Annotated in this window: 15 protein-coding genes, 1 tRNA gene and 1 riboswitch; of the genes, 13 read left to right on the forward strand and 3 right to left on the reverse strand. The window is 53.3% G+C overall.

Translation table 11 applies throughout. The annotated features are described in order from the left end of the window. Nucleotides 1–4 precede the first annotated feature (4 nt). From M3089_RS09630 to M3089_RS09645, 4 genes are all read left to right on the forward strand, one after another. A complete protein-coding gene (locus M3089_RS09630; protein WP_205109643.1) occupies nucleotides 5–3,040 on the forward strand; it encodes an efflux RND transporter permease subunit in 3,036 nt (1,011 codons plus the stop codon). Beyond that, a complete protein-coding gene (locus M3089_RS09635) occupies nucleotides 3,037–4,380 on the forward strand; it encodes a TolC family protein (protein ID WP_249083731.1) in 1,344 nt (447 codons plus the stop codon). The genes M3089_RS09630 and M3089_RS09635 overlap by 4 nt, the downstream gene beginning before the upstream one ends. Before the next feature lie 312 nt (nucleotides 4,381–4,692). After that, nucleotides 4,693–5,382, forward strand: coding sequence for a glycoside hydrolase family 25 protein (locus tag M3089_RS09640; RefSeq protein ID WP_249083732.1), 690 nt, complete (start codon nucleotides 4,693–4,695; stop codon nucleotides 5,380–5,382). Between the two features lie 47 nt (nucleotides 5,383–5,429). Next, complete coding sequence (locus M3089_RS09645; protein WP_205109649.1) at nucleotides 5,430–6,593, forward strand: zinc ribbon domain-containing protein; 1,164 nt, start codon at nucleotides 5,430–5,432, stop codon at nucleotides 6,591–6,593. A 1,059-nt stretch (nucleotides 6,594–7,652) separates the two neighbouring features. Here the strand turns inward: M3089_RS09645 and M3089_RS09650 are convergent. From M3089_RS09650 to M3089_RS09660, 3 genes are read right to left on the reverse strand one after another with little or no spacing between them, the layout of a single operon-like run. Then, on the reverse strand, nucleotides 7,653–7,880 hold the full coding sequence (locus tag M3089_RS09650; protein ID WP_249083733.1) for a FeoB-associated Cys-rich membrane protein: 228 nt from the start codon (nucleotides 7,878–7,880) through the stop codon (nucleotides 7,653–7,655). Then, entirely contained in the window at nucleotides 7,868–8,380 is a 513-nt protein-coding gene (locus M3089_RS09655) for an NUDIX hydrolase (RefSeq protein ID WP_249083735.1), read from the reverse strand. Before M3089_RS09655 ends, M3089_RS09650 begins: the two co-directional genes overlap by 13 nt. A gap of 10 nt (nucleotides 8,381–8,390) precedes the next feature. Then, entirely contained in the window at nucleotides 8,391–9,428 is a 1,038-nt protein-coding gene (locus tag M3089_RS09660; RefSeq protein ID WP_249083738.1) for a diacylglycerol/lipid kinase family protein, read from the reverse strand. A 155-nt stretch (nucleotides 9,429–9,583) separates the two neighbouring features. Here M3089_RS09660 and spt point away from each other — a divergent pair, with 155 nt between their 5' ends. From spt to M3089_RS09705, 9 genes are all read left to right on the forward strand, one after another. After that, on the forward strand, nucleotides 9,584–10,771 hold the full coding sequence (gene spt / locus M3089_RS09665; RefSeq protein ID WP_249083740.1) for a serine palmitoyltransferase: 1,188 nt from the start codon (nucleotides 9,584–9,586) through the stop codon (nucleotides 10,769–10,771). Between the two features lie 86 nt (nucleotides 10,772–10,857). Then, nucleotides 10,858–10,931: transfer RNA gene (locus M3089_RS09670), tRNA-Pro, on the forward strand. A 665-nt stretch (nucleotides 10,932–11,596) separates the two neighbouring features. Then, nucleotides 11,597–12,622 (forward strand): sugar kinase, encoded by a 1,026-nt coding sequence (locus M3089_RS09675; RefSeq protein WP_205109658.1) that lies wholly within the window; start codon nucleotides 11,597–11,599, stop codon nucleotides 12,620–12,622. A 30-nt stretch (nucleotides 12,623–12,652) separates the two neighbouring features. Then, complete coding sequence (locus tag M3089_RS09680) at nucleotides 12,653–13,321, forward strand: bifunctional 4-hydroxy-2-oxoglutarate aldolase/2-dehydro-3-deoxy-phosphogluconate aldolase (RefSeq protein WP_205109660.1); 669 nt, start codon at nucleotides 12,653–12,655, stop codon at nucleotides 13,319–13,321. A gap of 22 nt (nucleotides 13,322–13,343) precedes the next feature. Beyond that, nucleotides 13,344–16,796, forward strand: a complete 3,453-nt coding sequence (locus M3089_RS09685; RefSeq protein WP_249083742.1) for an ATP-binding protein — start codon at nucleotides 13,344–13,346, stop codon at nucleotides 16,794–16,796. Between the two features lie 326 nt (nucleotides 16,797–17,122). After that, complete coding sequence (locus M3089_RS09690; RefSeq protein ID WP_205109664.1) at nucleotides 17,123–17,848, forward strand: DUF5932 domain-containing protein; 726 nt, start codon at nucleotides 17,123–17,125, stop codon at nucleotides 17,846–17,848. After that, a complete protein-coding gene (locus tag M3089_RS09695) occupies nucleotides 17,838–18,467 on the forward strand; it encodes an AbgT family transporter (RefSeq protein WP_249083744.1) in 630 nt (209 codons plus the stop codon). The genes M3089_RS09690 and M3089_RS09695 overlap by 11 nt, the downstream gene beginning before the upstream one ends. Before the next feature lie 59 nt (nucleotides 18,468–18,526). Continuing rightward, a complete protein-coding gene (gene fldA, locus M3089_RS09700) occupies nucleotides 18,527–19,021 on the forward strand; it encodes a flavodoxin FldA (protein WP_205109668.1) in 495 nt (164 codons plus the stop codon). A gap of 189 nt (nucleotides 19,022–19,210) precedes the next feature. Next, nucleotides 19,211–20,302 carry a UDP-N-acetyl glucosamine 2-epimerase gene (locus tag M3089_RS09705; protein ID WP_249083746.1) on the forward strand — a complete coding sequence of 364 codons (1,092 nt, stop codon included), beginning with the start codon at nucleotides 19,211–19,213 and terminating at the stop codon, nucleotides 20,300–20,302. Nucleotides 20,303–20,432: 130 nt separating this feature from the next. Continuing rightward, a riboswitch (cobalamin riboswitch) is annotated at nucleotides 20,433–20,629 on the forward strand. Nucleotides 20,630–20,705: the final 76 nt, after the last annotated feature.

Raw genomic sequence — 20,705 nt, forward strand, 5'->3', positions numbered from 1 at the left:
TATTATGAATATTTCAGAGTTAAGTATACGAAGGCCGGTGCTTGCCACCGTGATGACCGTAATCATCTTGCTTTTTGGCGTCATAGGTTATTTTTATCTTGGTGTACGCGAGTATCCTTCGGTAGACAACCCGATAATCTCGGTTCAATGTTCTTATGCCGGAGCCAATGCAGACGTCATAGAGAACCAGATAACCGAGCCGCTTGAACAAAACATAAACGGCATACCTGGCATACGGTCGCTTACCAGCGTGAGCCAGCAAGGCAGCAGCCGCATAACGGTAGAGTTTGATCTGTCGGTTGATTTGGAGACGGCTGCAAATGACGTGCGCGATAAGGTCTCGAGGGCGCAGAGGTATTTGCCTCGCGACTGTGACCCGCCAACTGTTTCGAAGGCAGACGCCGATGCATCTCCGATTCTAATGGTGGCATTGCAGAGCGAGAAGCGCCCTTTGTTGGAGTTGAGCGAGATAGCAGACTTGACCGTCAAGGAGCAGTTGCAGACCATCCCCGATGTCAGCAGCGTTTCCATCTGGGGTGAGAAGAAGTATTCTATGCGCTTGTGGCTCGACCCGATAAAAATGGCCGGGTATGGCATAACGCCCATGGATGTGAAAAATGCGGTAGACAACGAGAACGTAGAACTGCCGTCGGGTAGCATCGAGGGAAATACCATCGAGCTGGAAATACGCACTATGGGCCTTATGAACACGGCCAAGATGTTTGACGACCTTATCATTAAGCATGAGGGCAACCAGATTATCAGGTTCAGTGACATAGGGCGGGCAGAGCTTGGCGCTGCCGACATCAAGAGCTACATGAAGATGAATGGGGTGCCGATGGTTGGCGTTGTGGTTATCCCACAGCCGGGAGCAAACCACATAGACATTGCCGATGCGGTTTACGAGCGCATGGAGAAGATGAAAAAAGACCTGCCCGATGACGTGCATTATAGTTATGGCTTTGACAACACCAAGTTCATACGTGCTTCTATCAGCGAGGTTGAAAAGACGGTCTACGAGGCTTTCGTGCTCGTGATCATCATCATCTTCCTGTTTTTGCGCGATTGGCGCGTCACTCTCATTCCGTGCATCGTCATACCTGTATCGCTGATAGGCTCGTTCTTTGTCATGTATCTGATGGGCTTTTCTATCAATGTCTTGACCATGCTTGCTGTGGTGCTTGCCGTCGGACTGGTTGTCGACGATGCCATTGTGATGACCGAGAACATATACATACGCATAGAGCGTGGCATGCCCCCCATGCAGGCAGGCATAGAAGGCGCCAAAGAGATATTCTTTGCCGTGGTGTCCACCACGATAACCTTGGTGGCCGTGTTCTTCCCGATAGTGTTCATGGAGGGCACTACGGGGCGCCTGTTCCGTGAGTTCAGCATGGTCATCTCTGGTTCAATAATCATCTCTGCCTTTGCGGCCCTGACGTTTACGCCTATGCTGGCCACCAAGATGCTTAAGCAGCAGAAGCGCAAGAATGCGTTTTACCGCATGACCGAGCCGTTTTTCGACGGCATGAACAACGCCTACTCGCGCTCGTTGGACTTTGTCTTGCGCCACCGCGTGTGGGTTATTCCTGTGATGGCGGTTATGATTGGGCTCATTTTCTTCTTGTGGGGGAAGATACCTTCGGAGATGGCCCCGCTGGAAGACCGTTCGATGATAACCATCAACACAAGGGGGGCCGATGGCGTTACTTACGAGTATTTGCGTGATTACACCGAAGACATCAACCAGGTGGTCGACTCTATCGTGCCCGACGCGCAAGCCGTAGTGGCCCGTGTGTCCGACGGTAGCGGCAACATACAGGTCATGCTCAAAGACATGGCCGAGCGTGACTATACGCAGATGGAGGTGGCGGAGAAGCTCTCGAAGGCCGTGCAGAAAAAGACCAAGGCCAGGGCGTTTGTCCAGCAGCAATCGTCTTTTGGCGGACGCAGGTCGAAGATGCCTATCCAATATGTGCTCCAGGCCACCAACATAGAGAAACTTGAGAAGGTGCTGCCCGAGTTTATGGAGAAAGTATACGAGAATCCGACTTTCCAAATGGCAGATGTCGACTTGAAGTTCAGCAAGCCCGAGGCGCGAATACACATCAACCGCGACAAGGCCAACGTCATGGACGTGAGCACCCGTGACTTGGCAGAGACGCTGCAGTACGGCCTGAGCGGCCAGCGCATGGGCTATTTCTACATGAACGGCAAGCAGTATGAGATATTGGGCGAAATAAACAGGCAACAGCGCAACAAGCCTGCCGACCTAAGGTCGATATATCTGAGGAGCAGCGACGGGCGCATGATACAGATGGACAACCTCATCGAACTGGAATACAGCACTGCACCCTCTAAGCTCTACCGTTACAACCGTTTCGTCTCGGCAACCATTTCTGCCGGCCTTGCCGACGGCAAGACCATAGGCGAGGGGCTTGACGAGATGGACAAGATTGCGGCTGATGTGCTCGACGACACATTCAGGACATCGTTGGCCGGAGATTCCAAGGACTTCCGCGAGAGTGCCTCGAGCCTGATGTTTGCTTTCATACTGGCTTTGGTGCTCATCTACCTGATACTCGCGGCCCAGTTTGAAAGTTTCAAAGACCCCATGGTCATAATGCTCACTGTGCCGTTGGCCATCACCGGGGCTCTGATATTCATGTATTTCGGCGACATAACGATGAACATATTCAGCCAGATAGGTATAATCATGCTGATTGGCCTTGTGGCCAAGAACGGCATCCTCATCGTTGAGTTTGCCAACCAGAAGCAGCATGGCGGAATAGACAAGATGCAGGCCGTGCGTGAGGCGGCCTTGCAGCGACTGAGGCCAATCCTCATGACGAGCGCCGCCACTGTGTTGGGCCTGGTTCCGCTGGCTTTTGCCACGGGCGAGGGGTGCAACCAGCGCATTGCCATGGGTGTGGCCGTGGTGGGCGGAATGCTTGTGTCTACATTCCTGACAATGTATGTCGTGCCGGCTGTATATAGCTACATCTCAACCAACCAGAGTGCTAAAAACAAGAAAAAATGAAGAACAAGATAGTAATTGCATTGATGTTGTGTATGTCCGTGCCGGTTGTTGCCCAGCAGAAAGAGGGCTCAAAACAGGCCACGGTAACATTGCAGGATTGCATAGCAAGGGGATTGGAAAACAATTTCTCCATACGCATGGTCAAGAACAGGCAGCAGGTGAGCGACAACAACGCCACCCCTGCAAACGCAGGGCTGCTGCCCACCGTCGACCTGAGTGCGTCGTATGGCGGCGACTTCCACACTTCGCGGTCTACATCGCGTGCCACCGGGATTGCCACGACTGAAAAAAATGCTTACGACGGCACCCTCGACGTAGGGGTAGACCTAAACTGGACTGTGTTCGACGGCTTCAGCGTGTGGACCAATTACAAGCAACTGCAGCTGATGAAGCAGCAGGGTGAGCTCGAGACGCGGATGACTGTCGAGGACTATGTGGCATCTGTCATCACGGAATACTATAATTTCATTCAGCAGAAAATACGCCTTGAGAATTTCCGCAAGAACATGGAGCTGTCGCGTGAGCGTTTCCGCAACGTGCAGATAAGCTACAGCATCGGAACGTATTCGCTTGCCGACTACCTGCAGGCCAAGGTGTATTTCAATGCCGACAGCGCACAGTATATGAAGCAACTCGAGGCATTGAACACTTCGAGAATCAATCTCAACGAACTGTTGTCGAACGATGACGTCACGGCTTTCATAAATGTGCATGACACTCTTATCGACGTCAATCCCAACCTGCAATACGAAGACTTGTGGAGGTCGACGCTGGCCACCAACTCCTCGCTGCTGCTGGCCGACAACAATTCGGCTGTTGTGCAGGCTGAATACAAGAAAGTGATGTCGCGCGACTACCCCTATGTCAACCTGAATGTGGGCTATGGGTATACCATGAACCGCTACGAGCTGGCCGCAACGAAGAAGCGCGACAACTGGGGGCTCAGTGCCGGCGTCACCGTTGGCTTCAACATCTTCGACGGAAAACGCCGAATGCAGAAAAACAACGCACAGCTCGACATTGAGTATGCCAACCTCGAGCGCGAAAACCTCAAGCTGTCGCTGAAGGCTTCGCTCAACAATTACTGGCAGGCTTACAAAAACAACTTGCAGATATTGCAGAAAGAGCGTGAAAACCACGAGACGGCCGTTGCCAACTATGGCCTGTCGTATTACATATTCTCTGAGGGGCAGCTCTCGGGCTTTGAGCTCCGTGAGGCCCAGAACAGCCTTCTCGAGTCTGAAGAAAGCATACTTACCGCTGAGTATGACACCAAGATGTGTGAAGTGTCGCTAATGTTGCTCAGCGGCAAGGTGATGGAATACCTCGCAGGCAACTGACCTGCCTGCTGTGCCTACTGTATATTTGGGGTTTGTGTGGGGTGGATGCCTGTGGGCCGTCGCGGCCTTGCCGGGCGTCCGCCCTTCTTTTTTCGCGTGCCCCGAAAGCGGCTGCGCCTCATGGCTTCAGGGCGCCATGCCCGCCGGTGGCCCGTGGCGGCGTTTTTGTGTGCATGCGCCGGCAATGCTTCATGGGGCGGATGGTTTTCGCAAATATTTCATAATGTTAGCTTTAGAGCGCTTTATTTTATTCTGCTCACGGGGCCATTCTCGGATTTTTTGCCTACTTTTGCATCTAAAAATTTACGGTTGATGAATAGATTGGTTTTGTTTGTTGTTTTGCTGCTGTCGTTAGGCGCGAGAGCCCAGGATGCCTTTGAGCAATGTGAAGACACATGTGCCCATATCCACGGCATAGACTTGAGCCATTACCAGGGCGAGGTGTTCTGGGAGACGGTGGGGCAGAACACAAAGATGGCATACGTCTACCTGAAGGCAACCGAGGGGGGCGACTGGATAGACAAGAGATATGAGAGCAACATTGTGCTCGCCCACCAGTACGGCCTGAAGGTTGGAAGCTACCATTTCTACCGCCCAAAGACCGACCAGGCGCAGCAACTTGAGAACTTCAAGGTGCAATGCAGGCCGGGAGAGCAAGACCTCATACCGATGATAGACATTGAGACAACGAGCGGGCTGTCTACCGATGAGTTCTGTGACTCGCTATTCAAGTTTCTCGAACTTGTCGAGAAGGCCTACAAGCAGAAACCGCTGTTGTATACATTCACCAATTTCTACAACCGCCACCTTGTGGGCAAGATTGACGATTACCAGTTGATGATTGCCCAGTATACCGACGAAGAGCCGGTGCTTGCCGATGAGCGCGACATCACCATGTGGCAGTATACGGGCAAGGGGCGCATCGTCGGCGTCAGCGGATATATAGACAAGAGCCGGTTCATGGGGCAGCACGGGCTGCGGGAAATACGCTACAGGCACTGACCGACAGCGATAGTAAGAGTGATAACATAAAAAATATTCAATCAGTAATGGCAATTATTAAGTGTCCGGAGTGCGGCCACCAGGTCAGCGACCACGCAAAGACCTGTCCGAACTGCGGTATTGAGATTGAGGGCAACATAAAAAAATGCCCGGAGTGTGGAGAGATTGTGTTCAAGGAAGCTGACAGCTGTCAGGCTTGCCATCATCAGTTTGCCGGCCACGCCGTGGCCCCGGCCGGCAGTCAGGCTGATGGTTCGGAGGTGGTGCAGGTGGTGGCGCAGTATGAGTCTGACGGCCGTGAAGACGCCGGCAGGCCGCGTGGTTCCAATGGACGGGGCCGACGGGTGACCACCATCGTGGCCGTAGCGTTTGTCATAGCCCTGCTCGTGGTGTTCGGGGGCATGTATTTCTATCAGAACACGCAAGAGAAGAACGAGATAGAGGCTTACCAAAACGCCATGGCAAGCGACGAGCCGGCAGTGTTGGCCAACTTCCTCGACATATATACCGACGCCCCCGCCGCACACCGCGATTCGGTGTCGGCCAGGCTCGACAACCTGAAGAGGGTTGACACCGAGTGGGACAACGCCGTTGCCAGTGGTTCGAAGGCTGCAATAGAGCGTTATGTCAAGATGCATCCCAACAGCGTTCACCTGGTTGAGGCCAAGTTGAAGATTGACTCTCTCGACTGGGTTGCCGCCACCGAGGACAATACCGTCGAGGCATACAAGGCCTATATGGAGAACCACGCTGAGGGGCTCTATGTCTACGAGGCGCAGAAACGCTTTGAGGAACTTGACGCCCAGCAGGTTACCGACAAGGACAAGCAAGACGTTAGCAGTCTTTTCTCCGGGTATTTCACGGCGTTGGCAGCCAACGATGAAGACGGTGTGACCGCGTGTCTGGCAAACATAATGACCAGTTTCCTGCATAAGGCCGATGCCACCAAGGTGGATGTGATAGAATACATGAAGCGCATGCACTCTCAGGCCGACATCACGCGGATGTCGTTCAGGATGAATAACGACTGGAAGATAGAGAAGATTCCGGCGGCCGACGGTGCTTACGGCTATAGCGTCACGTTCTCTGTTGACCAAAAGTTGGAGCACACCGACCCGGCCAACAATGCGTTTACCACTCTGAAGGTAGAGGCGAAGGTGTCGCCCGACATGAAGATTTCAGAGCTTAACATGAAGAAGATTGTGCAGTGACGGTTTTTTCGGGCCGTCAGCCCAATGGCCCTTGTGGCTTGTCGTCCCCCGGTGTGGCCTGGCGTTTCTGCCGGCCGCACCGGGGGATGCCTTTTGTTGGGCTTGCCAGTGTGGCTGCGGCATAGACAGAAATGGCTTTCATGTATAGACGTGCCGCGCTTTATTCCGTGTTGTTGTGGCGTTGCTGTGGTACGTTTCCAGCCGTACCGGTGGCGGCCTGAGCCATTGGCGCGTGTTGCTCAGGCCTGATGGTGCCATTTTTCGCGGCCTGATGTGGGGCGGGGCTGTGGTGGGCCGGTTGGCACGACTTGGGTCGGGGCGCGTGCCCGCGTCAGTCCCGGCATGTCGGCATTGCCCCGTCGGCCACTATGTGTTGTTGCGTGACAGTTGTTTCCATGGTTTTCCTGTTGGTGCCAGGACTATACTTCCAAGCCTGTTTGCCTGTCTTGTGCTTTGCTGTTGAGGCTTCGCGTAATCTGTTGGCAGCCAGACGGTTGGGCTTTTGTGCTGTTTGGCGTTGCCGTATGGGCCGTTCGGTATGCCGTTTCGGCCTGTTTTGAGTTCCCAAACGGCCCGTTCTGTGGTGGCGAATAAATCGCAGTGACAGTTAGTGCCGCTTTTGACGGCAATCCCCAATATGCCGTCGGAGCCACAAAGCGGTTCAATTGTGTTGTTGTTATGGCAGTCCTTAGGCTTAGCCGGAGTCGTTGCCGGCAGTTAGGGGGCAGGGCGATAGCCATGCTTCCGCCTGTGTGATGCCGGTGTATTGCCGTCATTACATGTATGTCAGAGCGGGCACCCGGAGCCAAGCGGACGTTTTGGGTGAAATATGCTGTGGTGGCCTTTGTGCATCACGGTTGCACAAACCAGTGTGAAGATGCCGGGGGCAGGGGCGTGCGCACGCTTGAAAGCCGCCCGGCGCATGCCGTCCGGATGTTTGCCATGCCACTGCTTTGCAGCCTTGCAGCCATGACAAACATCCCAACCATTGGTCATTGGGCCGGTGTGGCGTGTGGCCTTTGGCATTGTTTGCATGCAGTGTGCATGCAAACAATGGGTTTATGAATTTTTTAATGTGCGCCTGTTGTTGGCCGGCACCACAATGGCGCGCGAGCATCCGGGAGCCTTGCGGCCGTTGTTTTTTCGTGCCCGACGGGCCTGGTCGCGCAGGGCGCATCCCTTGCAACCGTGGCACGGGTCGCCGGCATTCCTGATTGCCGTGTAAGCGCGCCAACCGAGGTAGGCCGTGGCGCACGATATTATGATGGCTACTATTATTGTTTGCATAGGAAAAATCGTTTGTATTCTGATTCAAAATTTGGGGTCAGCACACCTTTCCCCATGGCTTCGGCTATCTCGTCGGCCGACCAGAAGCGCCCGCCGTCCAGTTCGTTGGCGTCGGGTGTTACCGGGCCGTCGTACAGTGTGCGGAAAACATGCACCAGTTCGCGTTCCACATCGCTCTCAAAGGTGTAGCGACCGAGGAACACGGGGGCGAATCCTGTTATCCCGAGTTCTTCGGCCACCTCGCGCACCAAGGCGTTCTCGATGCTCTCGCCGTAGCCTACATGCCCGCCGGTGGCAGTGTCCCATTTTCCCGGCTGCACGTCTTTCCATTGAGGTCGCTTCTGCAGGTACAGTTCGCCCCGGCTGTTGAACACGTGCAGGTGTACCACAGGGTGTAGGGGCCTGAGTTTGCCGTGGGCCTCCTTCCTTGTTGTCTTGCCGGTCACCTCGCCCTGTTCGTTTACCACGGGCAGCATCTCACTGTAGTCGGTAGTGTCCATACGTTGCTTGTCAGTTTCTGGTCAGCCTCTTTAGCAAGGCCTTGTTGATGGCGTGTATCCTCTTGCTTTGTTTCTCAAGGTCTTCCCTTACGTTGTTGAGATTGTTGAAGAAGTCAGAGAACACGTTGAGTATCACGTTTGGCAACCTCTCGCCTTCGGTGGCGTCGGGGTTGGTTATCATTTTTATTCCCCGTTCCTCAATGTGCACGTCAATGTCAGTTCCTGTCATTATTGGGTCGCCGTCATAGTGTATAGCGCCCGGTTGGCTTCTGTGAATGTGTATGCGCTTTGCCTTGAACGTCTTTATCTTTGAGTTTTTGTCGAGCGTCCCGTTAAACATGTCGATGCTTATTTGCGGAGCGTCGAATGCCGTAAACGGTTCCATTATGATTACGTCCATCAGCCCGTCGGTCATGGTGGCCTTCGGCGCTATGTATGCATTGTTGCCGTATTGCGACGCGTTGGCACATGCAATGAGGAACGCTTTGTGCCTCGTTGCCTGCGTGTCGTCTTCCACTTCGTAGATTTCGGGTTTGTACTTCAAGCCCTCCTTGAGCACGTTCTCCATGTATGTTATCGGGCCCCGCTTGCCTGCCTCAGCAAATTTCTGGCTTATGAATGCGTCAAACCCCATGCCGCATGTGCAGAAAAAGGGCATGCTGTTTATCATACCGTAATCAAGCGCCTCGATGTTGCACCTGTTTATTATCGCAATGGCTTTCTTTATGTCCATGGGTATGCTCAGGTGGCGGGCCAGGCCGTTGCCCGAACCGCACGGCACTATGCCGAGCGCCGTGTCCGAATGCACCAGTGAGCGGGCCACCTCGTTCACAGTGCCGTCTCCGCCTACGGCCACTGCTATGTCGGTCTTCTCCGCCACGCAACGGCTGGCAATCTCGGCCGCGTGGCCGGCGTATTCTGTGAATATGACTTGGCTGTTGAACGCGCCCTTGTCAATGGACTCCCCTATTATGCGTGGAATCTCATTCTTTCCGTGCGTTCCTGAGCGCGGGTTGACTATGAATACTATCTCTTTCTTCTGAACCATCTCTATGCAAAGTTACATATTTACCTTGTAATAATACTGCTTCGCGGTATAAAAAATCACTAAATACTGGTTTTTTTTACTCAAAACAGGCATTCATTGATAAAAAATATGTAATTTTGCAGCCTGTGTAAAAAAGAAAGAATTCATAACCAAAGATGGGACAATTACAAGAAAGGTACAAGAATTATCGTGAGCCCCAGAAGTTTATGGCGGCAGGCGTGTATCCTTATTTCCGCGCAATAACCAGCAAGCAGGGCACGGAAGTTGAGATGGAAGGGCATAAGGTTCTTATGTTCGGCTCAAATGCTTATACAGGCCTTACCGGCGACCAGCGAATAATCGACGCAGCCAAGGATGCGCTCGACAAGTATGGCTCAGGGTGTGCGGGAAGCCGTTTCCTCAATGGCACCCTCGATTTGCACATACAGCTGGAAAAGGAGCTGGCCGAGTTTGAGGGCAAAGATGACTGCCTGTGCCTGTCGACCGGTTTCTCTGTCAATGCCGGTGTCATTCCTGCTGTAGTAGGCCGTGGAGATTATATAATATGTGACGATCGTGACCATGCGAGCATTGTAGATGGCCGTCGCTTGTCGTTTGCCAAGCAGCTGCATTATAAGCATAATGACATGGAAGATCTTGAGAATCTGCTCAAGACCTTGCCATACGAGGCTGTGAAGCTGATTGTTGTTGACGGCGTGTTCTCAATGGAAGGCGACCTTTGCAAATTGCCTGAGATTGTTGAGCTTAAGCATAAGTACAACTGTTCGGTGATGGTTGACGAGGCTCATGGCCTTGGCGTGTTTGGCAAAGAGGGTCGGGGAGTGTGCGATTATTTCGGGCTTACCGATGAGGTTGACCTCATTATGGGCACTTTCTCCAAGTCGCTTGCAAGCATCGGGGGCTTCATCGCCTCTGACAGTGACACGATAAACTTCCTCAGGCATACTTGCCGCACTTATATATTCAGCGCGTCCAATACGCCGGCTGCAACTGCCGCCGCCCTCGAAGCCTTGCACATACTCAAGCAGGAGCCCGAGAGGATTGAGGCATTGTGGAAGGTCACTAATTACGCTCTGCGCCGTTTCCGTGAGGAAGGCTTTGAAATAGGTGACACAGAGAGTCCTATCATTCCTTTGTATGTGCACGATGTAGACAAGACTTTCCTTGTTACTAAGCTGGCATTCGACGCCGGCGTGTTCATCAATCCTGTCATTCCGCCGGCTTGCGCACCGCAAGATACGCTGGTGAGGTTTGCCTTGATGGCTACGCATACGGAAGAACAGGTTGAACGCGGCGTCCAGGCTTTGGCTAAAATCTTTAGGGAACAAAATATAATAAAATAAATTACCCGATAATTTGCGTATTAAAGAAAATATATATACCTTTGCACTCGCAAAAGCAAATGCATTGTTTTAGTAACTAAGGTGTTCGGGGTGTAGCGCAGCCCGGTAGCGCTCCTGGTTTGGGACCAGGCGGCCGCAGGTTCGAATCCTGTCGCCCCGACATTCTAAGATAGGTGGAAGTTTAGCATGGCTTCCACCTTATTTATATATCGTTATCCCAAGTCCCAGGTGCTTTTTATGTTTTCTTTGTTATGTTTTGTTGCAAGTTTCTTTATTGGGCGGCGGATGTTATTTATAATGATGGCGACGTGGCAGTGTGCTTAACCGTGTGCCGCGGCCTCGGTGGATTGTTCATACCGGGCGGTGGAAGGAGCATTGCCAGTGTCTTCAAGTCAGGTTTTGTTATTCCATCGGCATTCTGTCGTTAATTAAACCTTAAATTGAAGCTGGCCTGTATGCTTGGCTTTGTTTATCAATATGGATTAAACGTAAATCCTGTTTAGCCTGTTTCTTGTTTCGCAGAATACAATCTCATTGCCTTGACGTACATTTTTGGTCATATCATGACATGCGTTTTTCGTTGTGTCGGTATCTGGTTGGATTCTCCCAACAACAGGTGCTGTGTTTTGTTAACGTATTTGTTGATTTCTCGTATTTGCCCACTTCAATTAAAGAAGCGTTGCGCTTGATTCACTAAGTTTTACAAAAATTTCCATAGAAATGAAGTTTTTGCTTGTTTTGTTTTCCCATTTGAGAAAATAATACTATTTTTGTGGGCGGAAACAGAAACACATATATTGAACAATCATCATAAAAATTATTGAGATGGCTAAAGTTGTAACATTAGGCGAGATTATGCTCCGCCTGTCTTCTCCTGGTCAGAAGAGATTCGTACAGAGTGATGTTTTTGATGTCGTTTATGGTGGAGGCGAGGCCAATGTGGCAGTAAGCTGCGCCAACTATGGTCATGATGCGTATTTCGTGTCCAAGTTGCCGAAGCATGAGATAGGCCAGTGCGCAGTCAATGCCTTGCGCCGTTATGGTGTCCACACAGATTTTATAGCTCGCGGGGGCAACCGTGTCGGAATCTACTATCTTGAGACAGGAGCATCAATGCGCCCCTCAAAGGTGATATACGACCGTGCCGGCAGCTCTATTGCCGAGGCCGATCCTCAGGACTTTGATTTCGATAAGATTATGGAAGGGGCCGATTGGTTCCATTGGAGCGGCATAACCCCGGCCATCAGCGACAAGGCCGCTGAGCTAACCAAGCTTGCATGCGAGGCTGCCAAGCGCCATGGTGTGACCGTTTCTGTTGACCTTAATTTCCGCAAGAAGCTTTGGACGTCGGAAAAAGCCCAAAGCATCATGAAACCATTGATGAAGTATGTTGATGTTTGCATTGGCAATGAGGAAGACGCCCAGTTGTGTCTTGGCTTCAAGCCAGACGCAGATGTCGAGGGCGGAAAGACCGATGCCGAGGGCTACTACGGCATTTTCAAGGGCATGATGCAAGAGTTTGGCTTCAAGTATGTCGTTTCTACATTGCGTGAATCGCTGTCTGCCACACACAACGGATGGAAGGCTCTGATTTACAACGGCAAGGAGTTCTATCAGAGCAAGCACTATGACATTATGCCAATAATCGACCGTGTCGGTGGTGGTGACTCTTTCTCGGGTGGTCTCATCCACGGTTTGCTTACCTACCCTGACAACCAAGGCAAGGCATTGGAGTTTGCCGTGGCTGCATCGGCCTTGAAGCATACCATACCCGGCGACTTCAACATGGTCAGCAAGGAAGAGGTTGAGGCACTTGCAGGTGGCGATGCCAGTGGCCGTGTTCAGCGTTAATGGATTAAGAAGTTTCAAAACTATATAGAAATGGCAAGATTTGATAAGATGGCAGTTCTGGCAAAGATGGGCCAGACAGGCATGGTGCCGGTGTTTTACCACAAAGATGCCGAGGTGGCAAAGAAGGTGATAAAGGCTTGCTACGATGGTGGTGTACGTGCTTTTGAGTTTACCAACCGTGGTGACTTTGCCCAGGACGTATTTGCCGAAGTGGTGAAGTATGCGGCTGTTGAGTGCCCAGAGCTTGCTCTCGGTGTCGGTTCGGTTGTCGACCCGGCCACTGCCGCACTTTACATCCAGCTTGGAGCTTGCTTCGTGGTAGGCCCGTTGTTCAACCCGGAAGTGTCGAAGATATGCAACCGCCGCCTGATTCCTTATACCCCCGGTTGCGGCAGCGTGTCGGAGATCGGTGCCGCCCAGGAGACCGGATGCGACCTTTGCAAGGTGTTCCCCGGCGACGTGCTCGGGCCGAAGCTCGTTAAAGGTTTGCTCGCGCCCATGCCATGGTCGAAGCTGATGGTAACGGGAGGCGTGTCGCCCGACGAAGCCAACCTGACATCGTGGATAGAAGCAGGTGTGTTCTGCGTTGGCATGGGGTCAAAGTTGTTCCCGAAAGACGTGGTGGCTGCCGGCAATTGGCAGGCCATAACAGACAAGTGCGTGGAGGCTCTTGGTTATATTGCTAAGGCACGCGCATAATATTGTTACGACAAAAGGCTCCGTGTGGCTGTTGTGCCTATGGAGCCTTTTGCTTTTCTCAGCTTGTTCATGTGTCGATAGGCAGCAGGTAGACAGGCTGAATGATGCTTCTTATGCCTATCACTATCGAAATCTTGATTCAGCAGAGGTATACGCACGCAGGGCATACGGCTTGTCTGGCAAGTATGGCGACGGCAAGGCCGAAGCCATTAACAACCTGGCTTTTGTCCATATCATGCGCATGGAGTATGCCGAGGCGACAGAATTGCTCGACGGAGTAGAGAAGTGTACCGACAACCAGGTAGAACTGCTTGTCTCCGACGTGTTGCGTATGCGTATACGCCAGCGAAAGTCAGACAACCGAAGCTTTTATGACAGCAGGGAGAGTGCCAGGGCGCGGCTGCTCAGAATCAACGAAGAGCGAGGCCAGTTGGATTCGCGCCTGCAGCGCCGTTTGCTGTATGCCGAGGTAGAGTATGCCATAGTCAGTTCGGCATATTACTATTATGTAGGCTTGGACAGCCTTGCTGCCAATGCCTTGCTATACGTGGATGCAGACGAGGTGATGCACAACGACACTGCCCAATACCTGAACTACCTGTACAACATAGGTTCGGGCGGAATCATTGTGGAGCCAACGGCAGAGCAGACTCGCAGCAAGGAGTTCGACTGCCTTTGGGAGTGCTACGTCATAGCGTCGCAGAACGGTTATGATTTCTTTGTGGCAAATTCGCTCGAAGCAATGTCGGAGCTGATGTTGGAGTCGGAGTCAAATGCCGACTCGCCGTCGGTAGGACAGTTGTTTGCCGAATATATTGGGTCTGACGACGACATAATGCCTGTTGAACTGGCCGAAGAGTCGCAGCGGTTGTTTGCTTCTTACGGAGATGTTTACCAGGTTGCGGGGGCTTATCGTACCATGGCATCGTGCTATATTGCCGATGACGACTACCAGTCGGCACTGTCCTGCCTTGAGGCATCGTTGGCCAACCAGCAAATACAGCAGGCGCCCGACCTCGTGGCGAGCATCCGCGAGCAGCTGAGCATAGTATATTCTGGCCTCGACGACAAGCCGGCAAGCGACTACAACCGCAACATCTACCTCGATTTGCAGGAGCAGACCAGGCAAGACCGGTATATGGAGTCGCGTGCCGGCATGTTAAGTCAAACGGTAGAGCAGCTAAATGTGATGATTGTTGCGGTAATCTTTGCCATTGCGCTGCTGCTGGTAATGCTATGGCTGTTTGACCATATGTATCGCAGAAAGAAGGCCCGTGGCAGTATTGACGAACTGTTGGTGCCATTGCGTGAGTGGCATGAGCGCCAGTCGGTGCAGATGGAGGAACTGCGCCGAAAGCGTGAGGCCATCGACGAGGAGAAGCAAGTGTGCCTGCTGCGCAGGAAAGAGTATGCCCGCCAGAACATAGAGAACCGTGCAAAGCTGTCGCTCGTAGGTGCCGTAGTGCCGTTCATAGACCGCATAATCAACGAGCTCGACCATCTGTCAAGCCGATGCGAGCCATTGCCCGTGCGTGAGGGGCGCTACACTTACGTGGCCGAGCTGGCCGACAAGATAAATGAATACAACGATGTGCTTACCCATTGGATACAGTTGCGGCGCGGACAGTTGAGCCTGCACATTGAAAGCTTTTCGCTGATGCCACTGTTCGCCTTGGTGGGCAAGAGCCGCACGGCCTTTGCCATGAACGGCATAGAGCTTTGCGTGAAGGATACCGATCTCGTGGTCAAGGCCGACAAGACACTCACCCTCTTCATGGTCAACACGCTGGCCGACAACGCCCGCAAGTTCACCGGGCGTGGGGGAAGGGTCGTCATTGAGGCCGCCGACCGCGGCAACCTTGTCGAAGTGTCGGTCAAGGATAACGGTTGCGGCATTGCCGAAGACAAGTTGGGGCATATATTCGACTATAAGCTGCATGAAGGCCATGGCTTCGGGCTCATGAATTGTTGGGGAATAATGGAGAAATACCGTAAGGTAAGCCAGGCCTTCCACGACTGCACTATCAAGGCCGAGAGTGAACCCGGGCGCGGGAGCCGTTTCTCCTTCCTGCTGCCCAAGGGCAAGCTGCGCCAGTTGTGCGTTCTGGCCGCCCTCTTGCCGACCGCCGTTGCCGGTGTCTGGGCCATCGGCCACCACGCCGGTAGGCCAGGTCCGAGGGCGGGGTCAGAGTTGTCTGTGGCTGCCGCATTTGCCGACAGCGCATACTTTTCAAACATCAGGGGCGACTACGCAATGGCCCTTGGCTACGCAGACTCTTGCATAAGCCACATAAACCGGCACTACAGCCAGGTAAGGCCCGACGGCAGTCAGTGGATGCAACTGGTCGGGGCAACCCATGGGCTGCCGGCAGAGATATGCTGGTACCGTGACAGCGTGCCCACCAATTACAACATTATACTCGACATACGCAACGAGAGTGCCGTGGCTTCGCTGGCGTTGCACGACTGGGAGGCTTACCATTTCAACAACCGGTCTTACACTCAGCTCTTCAAGGAAATGTCTGCCGACAGCACGCTTGCCGATTACTGCCGCATAATGTCGCAGTCGAAGGTCAACAAGACTATTGCCGTAATACTGCTGTCAATATTGCTTGCGATGATATTGCCGGCCTATTACTTCATGTACTACAGGCACAGGCTTTACTACCGCTTCTGCGTAGAGCGCATAAAGTCTATAAATGAAATACTGCTCGGCGACTCCGACACGGCCGAGAAGCTAAGCCGTATGGAGTCGCTCGTCAGGGAGTCGTATCCCGACAGCCTCCAAGCCATTGTCAGCAAGATACAGGATGCCTTGACAAAGTCTATCGAGACGGGTGAGAAGTGGCGCGCCGACATAGAACTGGCCGACGACGAGCTGCACCGCATTGAATACGAGGCAGACAATGTTTACGTGGCCAACTCGGTGCTTGACAATTGCCTCTCGACGCTGAAACACGAGACCATGTATTACCCGAGCCGCATAAGCGCGCTGGTGGCCGGGCGCGATGCCAACCTTGAAGTGATGCGCGAGCTCGTGGCCTACTATCGCGAGATATACTCTACGCTCAGCCTGCAGGCCATGCGGCAGCTGGCCCACACCGGCCTGTCCATCGGGTCGGTGAGCGTGAGGCAGCTGCTCGGCCCGTCGGTTGCCGATGTCTGCGTGCTCGGCGACGCCGGGGCACTCGAGTATATGTTCGAGATACTGCGCCGCCAGCAGGGCTTTGCTGGTGTCAGAGTCGGCGAAGATGCTGCCGACGGCCGCTACGTGGTGTTCGTAGTCAGCATATCCGGCGTCGAGCCCGGCAAGGTTGGGGCCATGTTCACACCTTCGGTAGACAACATCCCCTACCTGGTGTGCCGGCAGATAGTGAGGGAGCATTCCGAGGCCACAGGCCGCAGGCGATGCGGCATGGCGGCCTTCCCTGCAGAGGGTGGGGCCGCCATCGAAATCACACTGCCCAGGCGTTGAGCCAAGCAGGCGCTGGCGCTGCTGCACTTTTGTGCCACCATGTTGCAGGTGGCGCGGTTGAAAATAGGCTACACAGCAGGTTGCATTGGCAGAGCCGGCAATGGCCGGTGGGCGGGAAGGGCCGTTTGGCACGCCAAGACGGGCCGTATGGCGCCCTCATACGGGCGCTTTTGCAATGCAGGATGCCCCGTTTGGCAAATGGCTGTGGCCCAGACCGATAGGCATCGAGGTCGATATGGCGAATAATTTTTACATAAATGCCGGGCGCCAAGGCCTTTGGTGGCATAGCCGGCGCACAATTATCAACAAGTAATATAAATACGAAGATGGACAGATTTAGTGTTATAATAGTAGAAGACGTGCCGTTGGAGCTCAAGGGCACCGAGGGAATACTGCGTACCGACATACCCGAGGCCGACGTCATAGGCACGGCCGACAGCGAACCCGGCTACTGGCAGTTGGTGAAAAGGCAGCAGCCCGACTTGGTGTTGCTCGACCTGGGGCTCAACGGCTCTACCACCATAGGTGTGGAGATATGCCGCCGCACGAAAGAACTGTACCGCAACGTGAAGATACTCATATTTACAGGCGAGATACTCAACGAGAAACTGTGGGTCGACGTGCTCGACGCAGGGGCCGACGGCATCATACTCAAGAGCGGTGAACTGCTCACACGGTCCGATGTGCGCAGCGTCATGGAGGGCAAGCGGCTGGTGTTCAACGAGCCAATATTGCAGCGGATAGTTGAGCGTTTCAAGGAGACGGTCAGCAAGCAGGTGGCAAAGCAGGAGGCCGTGGTAGACTGCGAGATTGACGAGTACGACGAGCGCTTCCTGCGACATTTGGCTTTGGGCTACACCAAGGAGCAGATAGCGGGCCTTAGGCGCATGCCTTTTGGGGTGAAGAGCTTGGAAAAACGCCAGAACGACTTGGTGCAACGGCTCTTTCCCAACGGCAACGGCGGTGCCAATGTCAATGCCACGCGCCTGGTGGTCAGGGCCATCGAACTGGGCATTATCGACATCGACAACCTGCACCCCGATGAAGACTAAGGTGTTGCCATACGCGGCCTTGGCCCTGTTCGTGGCCGAGATGCTGCTCTGCCTAGTCTCGTGGATTGTCAGCGTGCTGCTGCCCGAGAGCGGCGTGCGCAGCGCATTCAGCGGCGAAGGGCTAAGGTGGCTGATGGGGCATTATGCCGAATTCCTGGCCTCGCCGCTCCTGGCGTGGCTCTTGCTACTGTCGATGGCTTACGGTACTTGCCGCGGCAGCGGCATCGGACGGCTGTTGGTGCCGGGCCGTGCCATCCGTTACCGCGAGCGCATAGCCGTAGTCACGGCTTTGTGCACGGCCGTGGTCTATCTGGGTGTCGTCGCTTTGCTGTCGTTGATACCCCATGCCGTGCTCCTGAGCGCCACCGGGCGGCTCTTCCCTTCTCCGTTCGCTTCGGCCCTGGTTCCGTTGGCTTGCTTCGGCACAATACTTGTCTCGGTGGTCTATGGCGTGGTGTCGGGGGCGTTTGTATCGGTGTCTGGCGTCTACAGGTCGTTGGTTTTGGGTATAAGCAAAGCCTCCGGGTTGTTCCTGTTCTATTTGTTGTTAATCCAATTGTATTATACACTGTGCTTTGCCTTCCTGCAAAACACCAACTATTGGGTATTGTGGATGTGAGCGTTTTGCCCTAACTTTGCAACCGTAAAAAGGAACATTAACCAATAGACAGAATAGAGATGAATAAGACAATTGTTATTTACGGCTCGTCTACCGGCACGTGCCAGTCTATCGCAGAGAAGATAGCAAGCAAGCTCAAGGTAGAGGCCATCGACGTGCAGACGCTGGATGCGGGCGTGGTCGATTCATACGACAACCTGATAATAGGCACGTCGACATGGGGTGCGGGCGAACTCCAGGACGATTGGTACGATGGTCTGAAATTGCTTCAAGGCGCCAACCTCTCGGGCAAGACCATCGCAATATTTGGTTGCGGCGATTGCGAGTCGTATGGCGATACATTCGTTAGTGCCATGGGCGAGTTGTATAATGGCTTGAAGGGCAGCGGTGCCGCCTTCATCGGGCGTGTGCCCACCGCCGGCTACAATTTTTCAGACAGCGAGGCGGTGGTCGACGGCGAGTTTGTGGGCCTTGCCCTCGACGACGTCAACGAAGAAGACAAGACCGACGAGCGCATTGACGCATGGATAGAAAGCATAAAAGATAAACTCTGATCTCCCTACTTTGAGATTCATAAAGTATTTGTTTAGTTTTAATGATATGGAGACAGGCTGTGAAGTCTGTCTCCGTTGTTTTCGTTAAATTATCCCCCAAGGCGATTTTCTGCCCTTAAAGGTCACCACATTGCGATATTATTATTACTTTTGTAAACCGAAACAGTGTGTAAATTTAACTGACAAGATATGCAAAACATTTGTATCGTAGCAGGTGCCCGCCCTAATTTCATAAAGGTGGCACCCATCATGTGGGCAATAAACAACGCCAGGCAGAATGGCCTTGACATCAGTTTCAAGCTCGTGTACACAGGCCGCAGCGATGACCCCACGCTCGAGCAGACGTTGTTCGCCGACCTTCAAATATCGCAGCCCGATGTGTATCTCGGAGTGGATTGCGACAGCCTCAACGAGCTCACGGGCCGGGTAATGGCCGAGTTTGAGCGGTATCTTGCCGCCAACAAGACCGATGTGGTGATAGTGGTCGACGATTTGGCCTCTACCATGGCCGTTGCCATTGTTACAAAGAAGTGTGGCGTCAGGCTTGCCCACCTCGTGGCAGGCACGCGTTCGTTTGACATCAACATGCCAAAAGAAATCAACAGGCTTGTCATCGATGGTCTGAGCGACTACCTCTTTACCGCCGGGGCCGGCTCGAGCAGCATAGTGACGCGCGAGGGAGCCGCCATGTCGCAGATTTACATGGTGGGAAACATACTCATGGACACGCTCCGCTTCAACCATTCACGCTTGCGCCGGCCAGCTGTCATAGACAGCCTGGGCATATCCGAAGGCCGGTATTTGCTGTTCACGCTGAACCGCAAGGCATTGCTTTCCGATGAAGGCAAGTTGAAACGCATGCTCGTTGCCATGGTCGATGCGGCCGGAGAGGTGCCTGTTGTTGCACCTCTGCGCAAGCCGGCGTCTGATGTTGTGGCTGGGTTTGGGCTGCCGTCAGGGTCGTTCTTTGCCATCGAGCCGTTGCCATACCTTGAGTTCGGCTATCTCTCGGCCCATGCCATGGGCATCGTAACCGACTCGGGCAATGTGGCGGAAGAGGCAACTTTCAACAACATACCGTGCGCAACGCTCAACAGTTACACCGAGCACATCGAGACGGTGAGCCAGGGTTCAAACGTGCTTGTGGGCGAAGATGCCGTCAGGCTGGGCCAGGCCGTCGGCGAAATGGTGGCCGGCAAGTGGAAGAAATGCTCACTGCCAGACCGTTGGGACGGCAGGACGGCCGAGCGCATAGTGAGGATTCTGGCAGAGATGAAATAGTGGGCGGCTGCCATGGCGGTCCGTCCTGAGCCGCCCTGCCATGCCGGCAGGGCGGCTCCTTTGTACGTTCAAATATGCTGTCGCGGCTAATGTTTTGCCCATATCATTTCATTATGTGGAATAAAATGCTTAACTTTGCCACCGCAATAGGTTCACTATAGACTGTGATTAAAATGGGAACAGGGTGTGAATCCCCGACAGTCCCGCTGCTGTGATTTGTCCTTATTGGTTACAAACAACAATGTCACTGACTGCATCTAAGCCAATCGGGAAGACGTTTGTGTCTGGACATTAAGTCAGAAGACCTGCCATTGCGGAGTTGTTCTTCATCAATGCCTCGCGGAAAAGGCTTGTGAAGAGAATCAATTATTTCCTTTTGTTGGGATGAGAATATACGTGTTGG

Source organism: Marseilla massiliensis (assembly GCF_023336985.1).
GTDB lineage: Bacteria > Bacteroidota > Bacteroidia > Bacteroidales > Bacteroidaceae > Prevotella > Prevotella intestinigallinarum.

Bases quoted from the DNA above. Each gene is read 5' to 3' on its own strand.
- M3089_RS09645 (WP_205109649.1), top strand. From the start codon at position 5,430: ATGGCAATTATTAAGTGTCCGGAGTGCGGCCACCAGGTCAGCGACCAC.
- M3089_RS09690 (WP_205109664.1), top strand. From the start codon at position 17,123: ATGGACAGATTTAGTGTTATAATAGTAGAAGACGTGCCGTTGGAGCTC.
- M3089_RS09655 (WP_249083735.1), bottom strand. From the start codon at position 8,380: ATGGACACTACCGACTACAGTGAGATGCTGCCCGTGGTAAACGAACAG.
- M3089_RS09675 (WP_205109658.1), top strand. From the start codon at position 11,597: ATGGCTAAAGTTGTAACATTAGGCGAGATTATGCTCCGCCTGTCTTCT.
- spt (WP_249083740.1), top strand. From the start codon at position 9,584: ATGGGACAATTACAAGAAAGGTACAAGAATTATCGTGAGCCCCAGAAG.
- M3089_RS09635 (WP_249083731.1), top strand. From the start codon at position 3,037: ATGAAGAACAAGATAGTAATTGCATTGATGTTGTGTATGTCCGTGCCG.
- M3089_RS09680 (WP_205109660.1), top strand. From the start codon at position 12,653: ATGGCAAGATTTGATAAGATGGCAGTTCTGGCAAAGATGGGCCAGACA.
- M3089_RS09630 (WP_205109643.1), top strand. From the start codon at position 5: ATGAATATTTCAGAGTTAAGTATACGAAGGCCGGTGCTTGCCACCGTG.
- M3089_RS09650 (WP_249083733.1), bottom strand. From the start codon at position 7,880: ATGCAAACAATAATAGTAGCCATCATAATATCGTGCGCCACGGCCTAC.
- M3089_RS09660 (WP_249083738.1), bottom strand. From the start codon at position 9,428: ATGGTTCAGAAGAAAGAGATAGTATTCATAGTCAACCCGCGCTCAGGA.
- M3089_RS09640 (WP_249083732.1), top strand. From the start codon at position 4,693: ATGAATAGATTGGTTTTGTTTGTTGTTTTGCTGCTGTCGTTAGGCGCG.
- fldA (WP_205109668.1), top strand. From the start codon at position 18,527: ATGAATAAGACAATTGTTATTTACGGCTCGTCTACCGGCACGTGCCAG.
- M3089_RS09695 (WP_249083744.1), top strand. From the start codon at position 17,838: ATGAAGACTAAGGTGTTGCCATACGCGGCCTTGGCCCTGTTCGTGGCC.
- M3089_RS09705 (WP_249083746.1), top strand. From the start codon at position 19,211: ATGCAAAACATTTGTATCGTAGCAGGTGCCCGCCCTAATTTCATAAAG.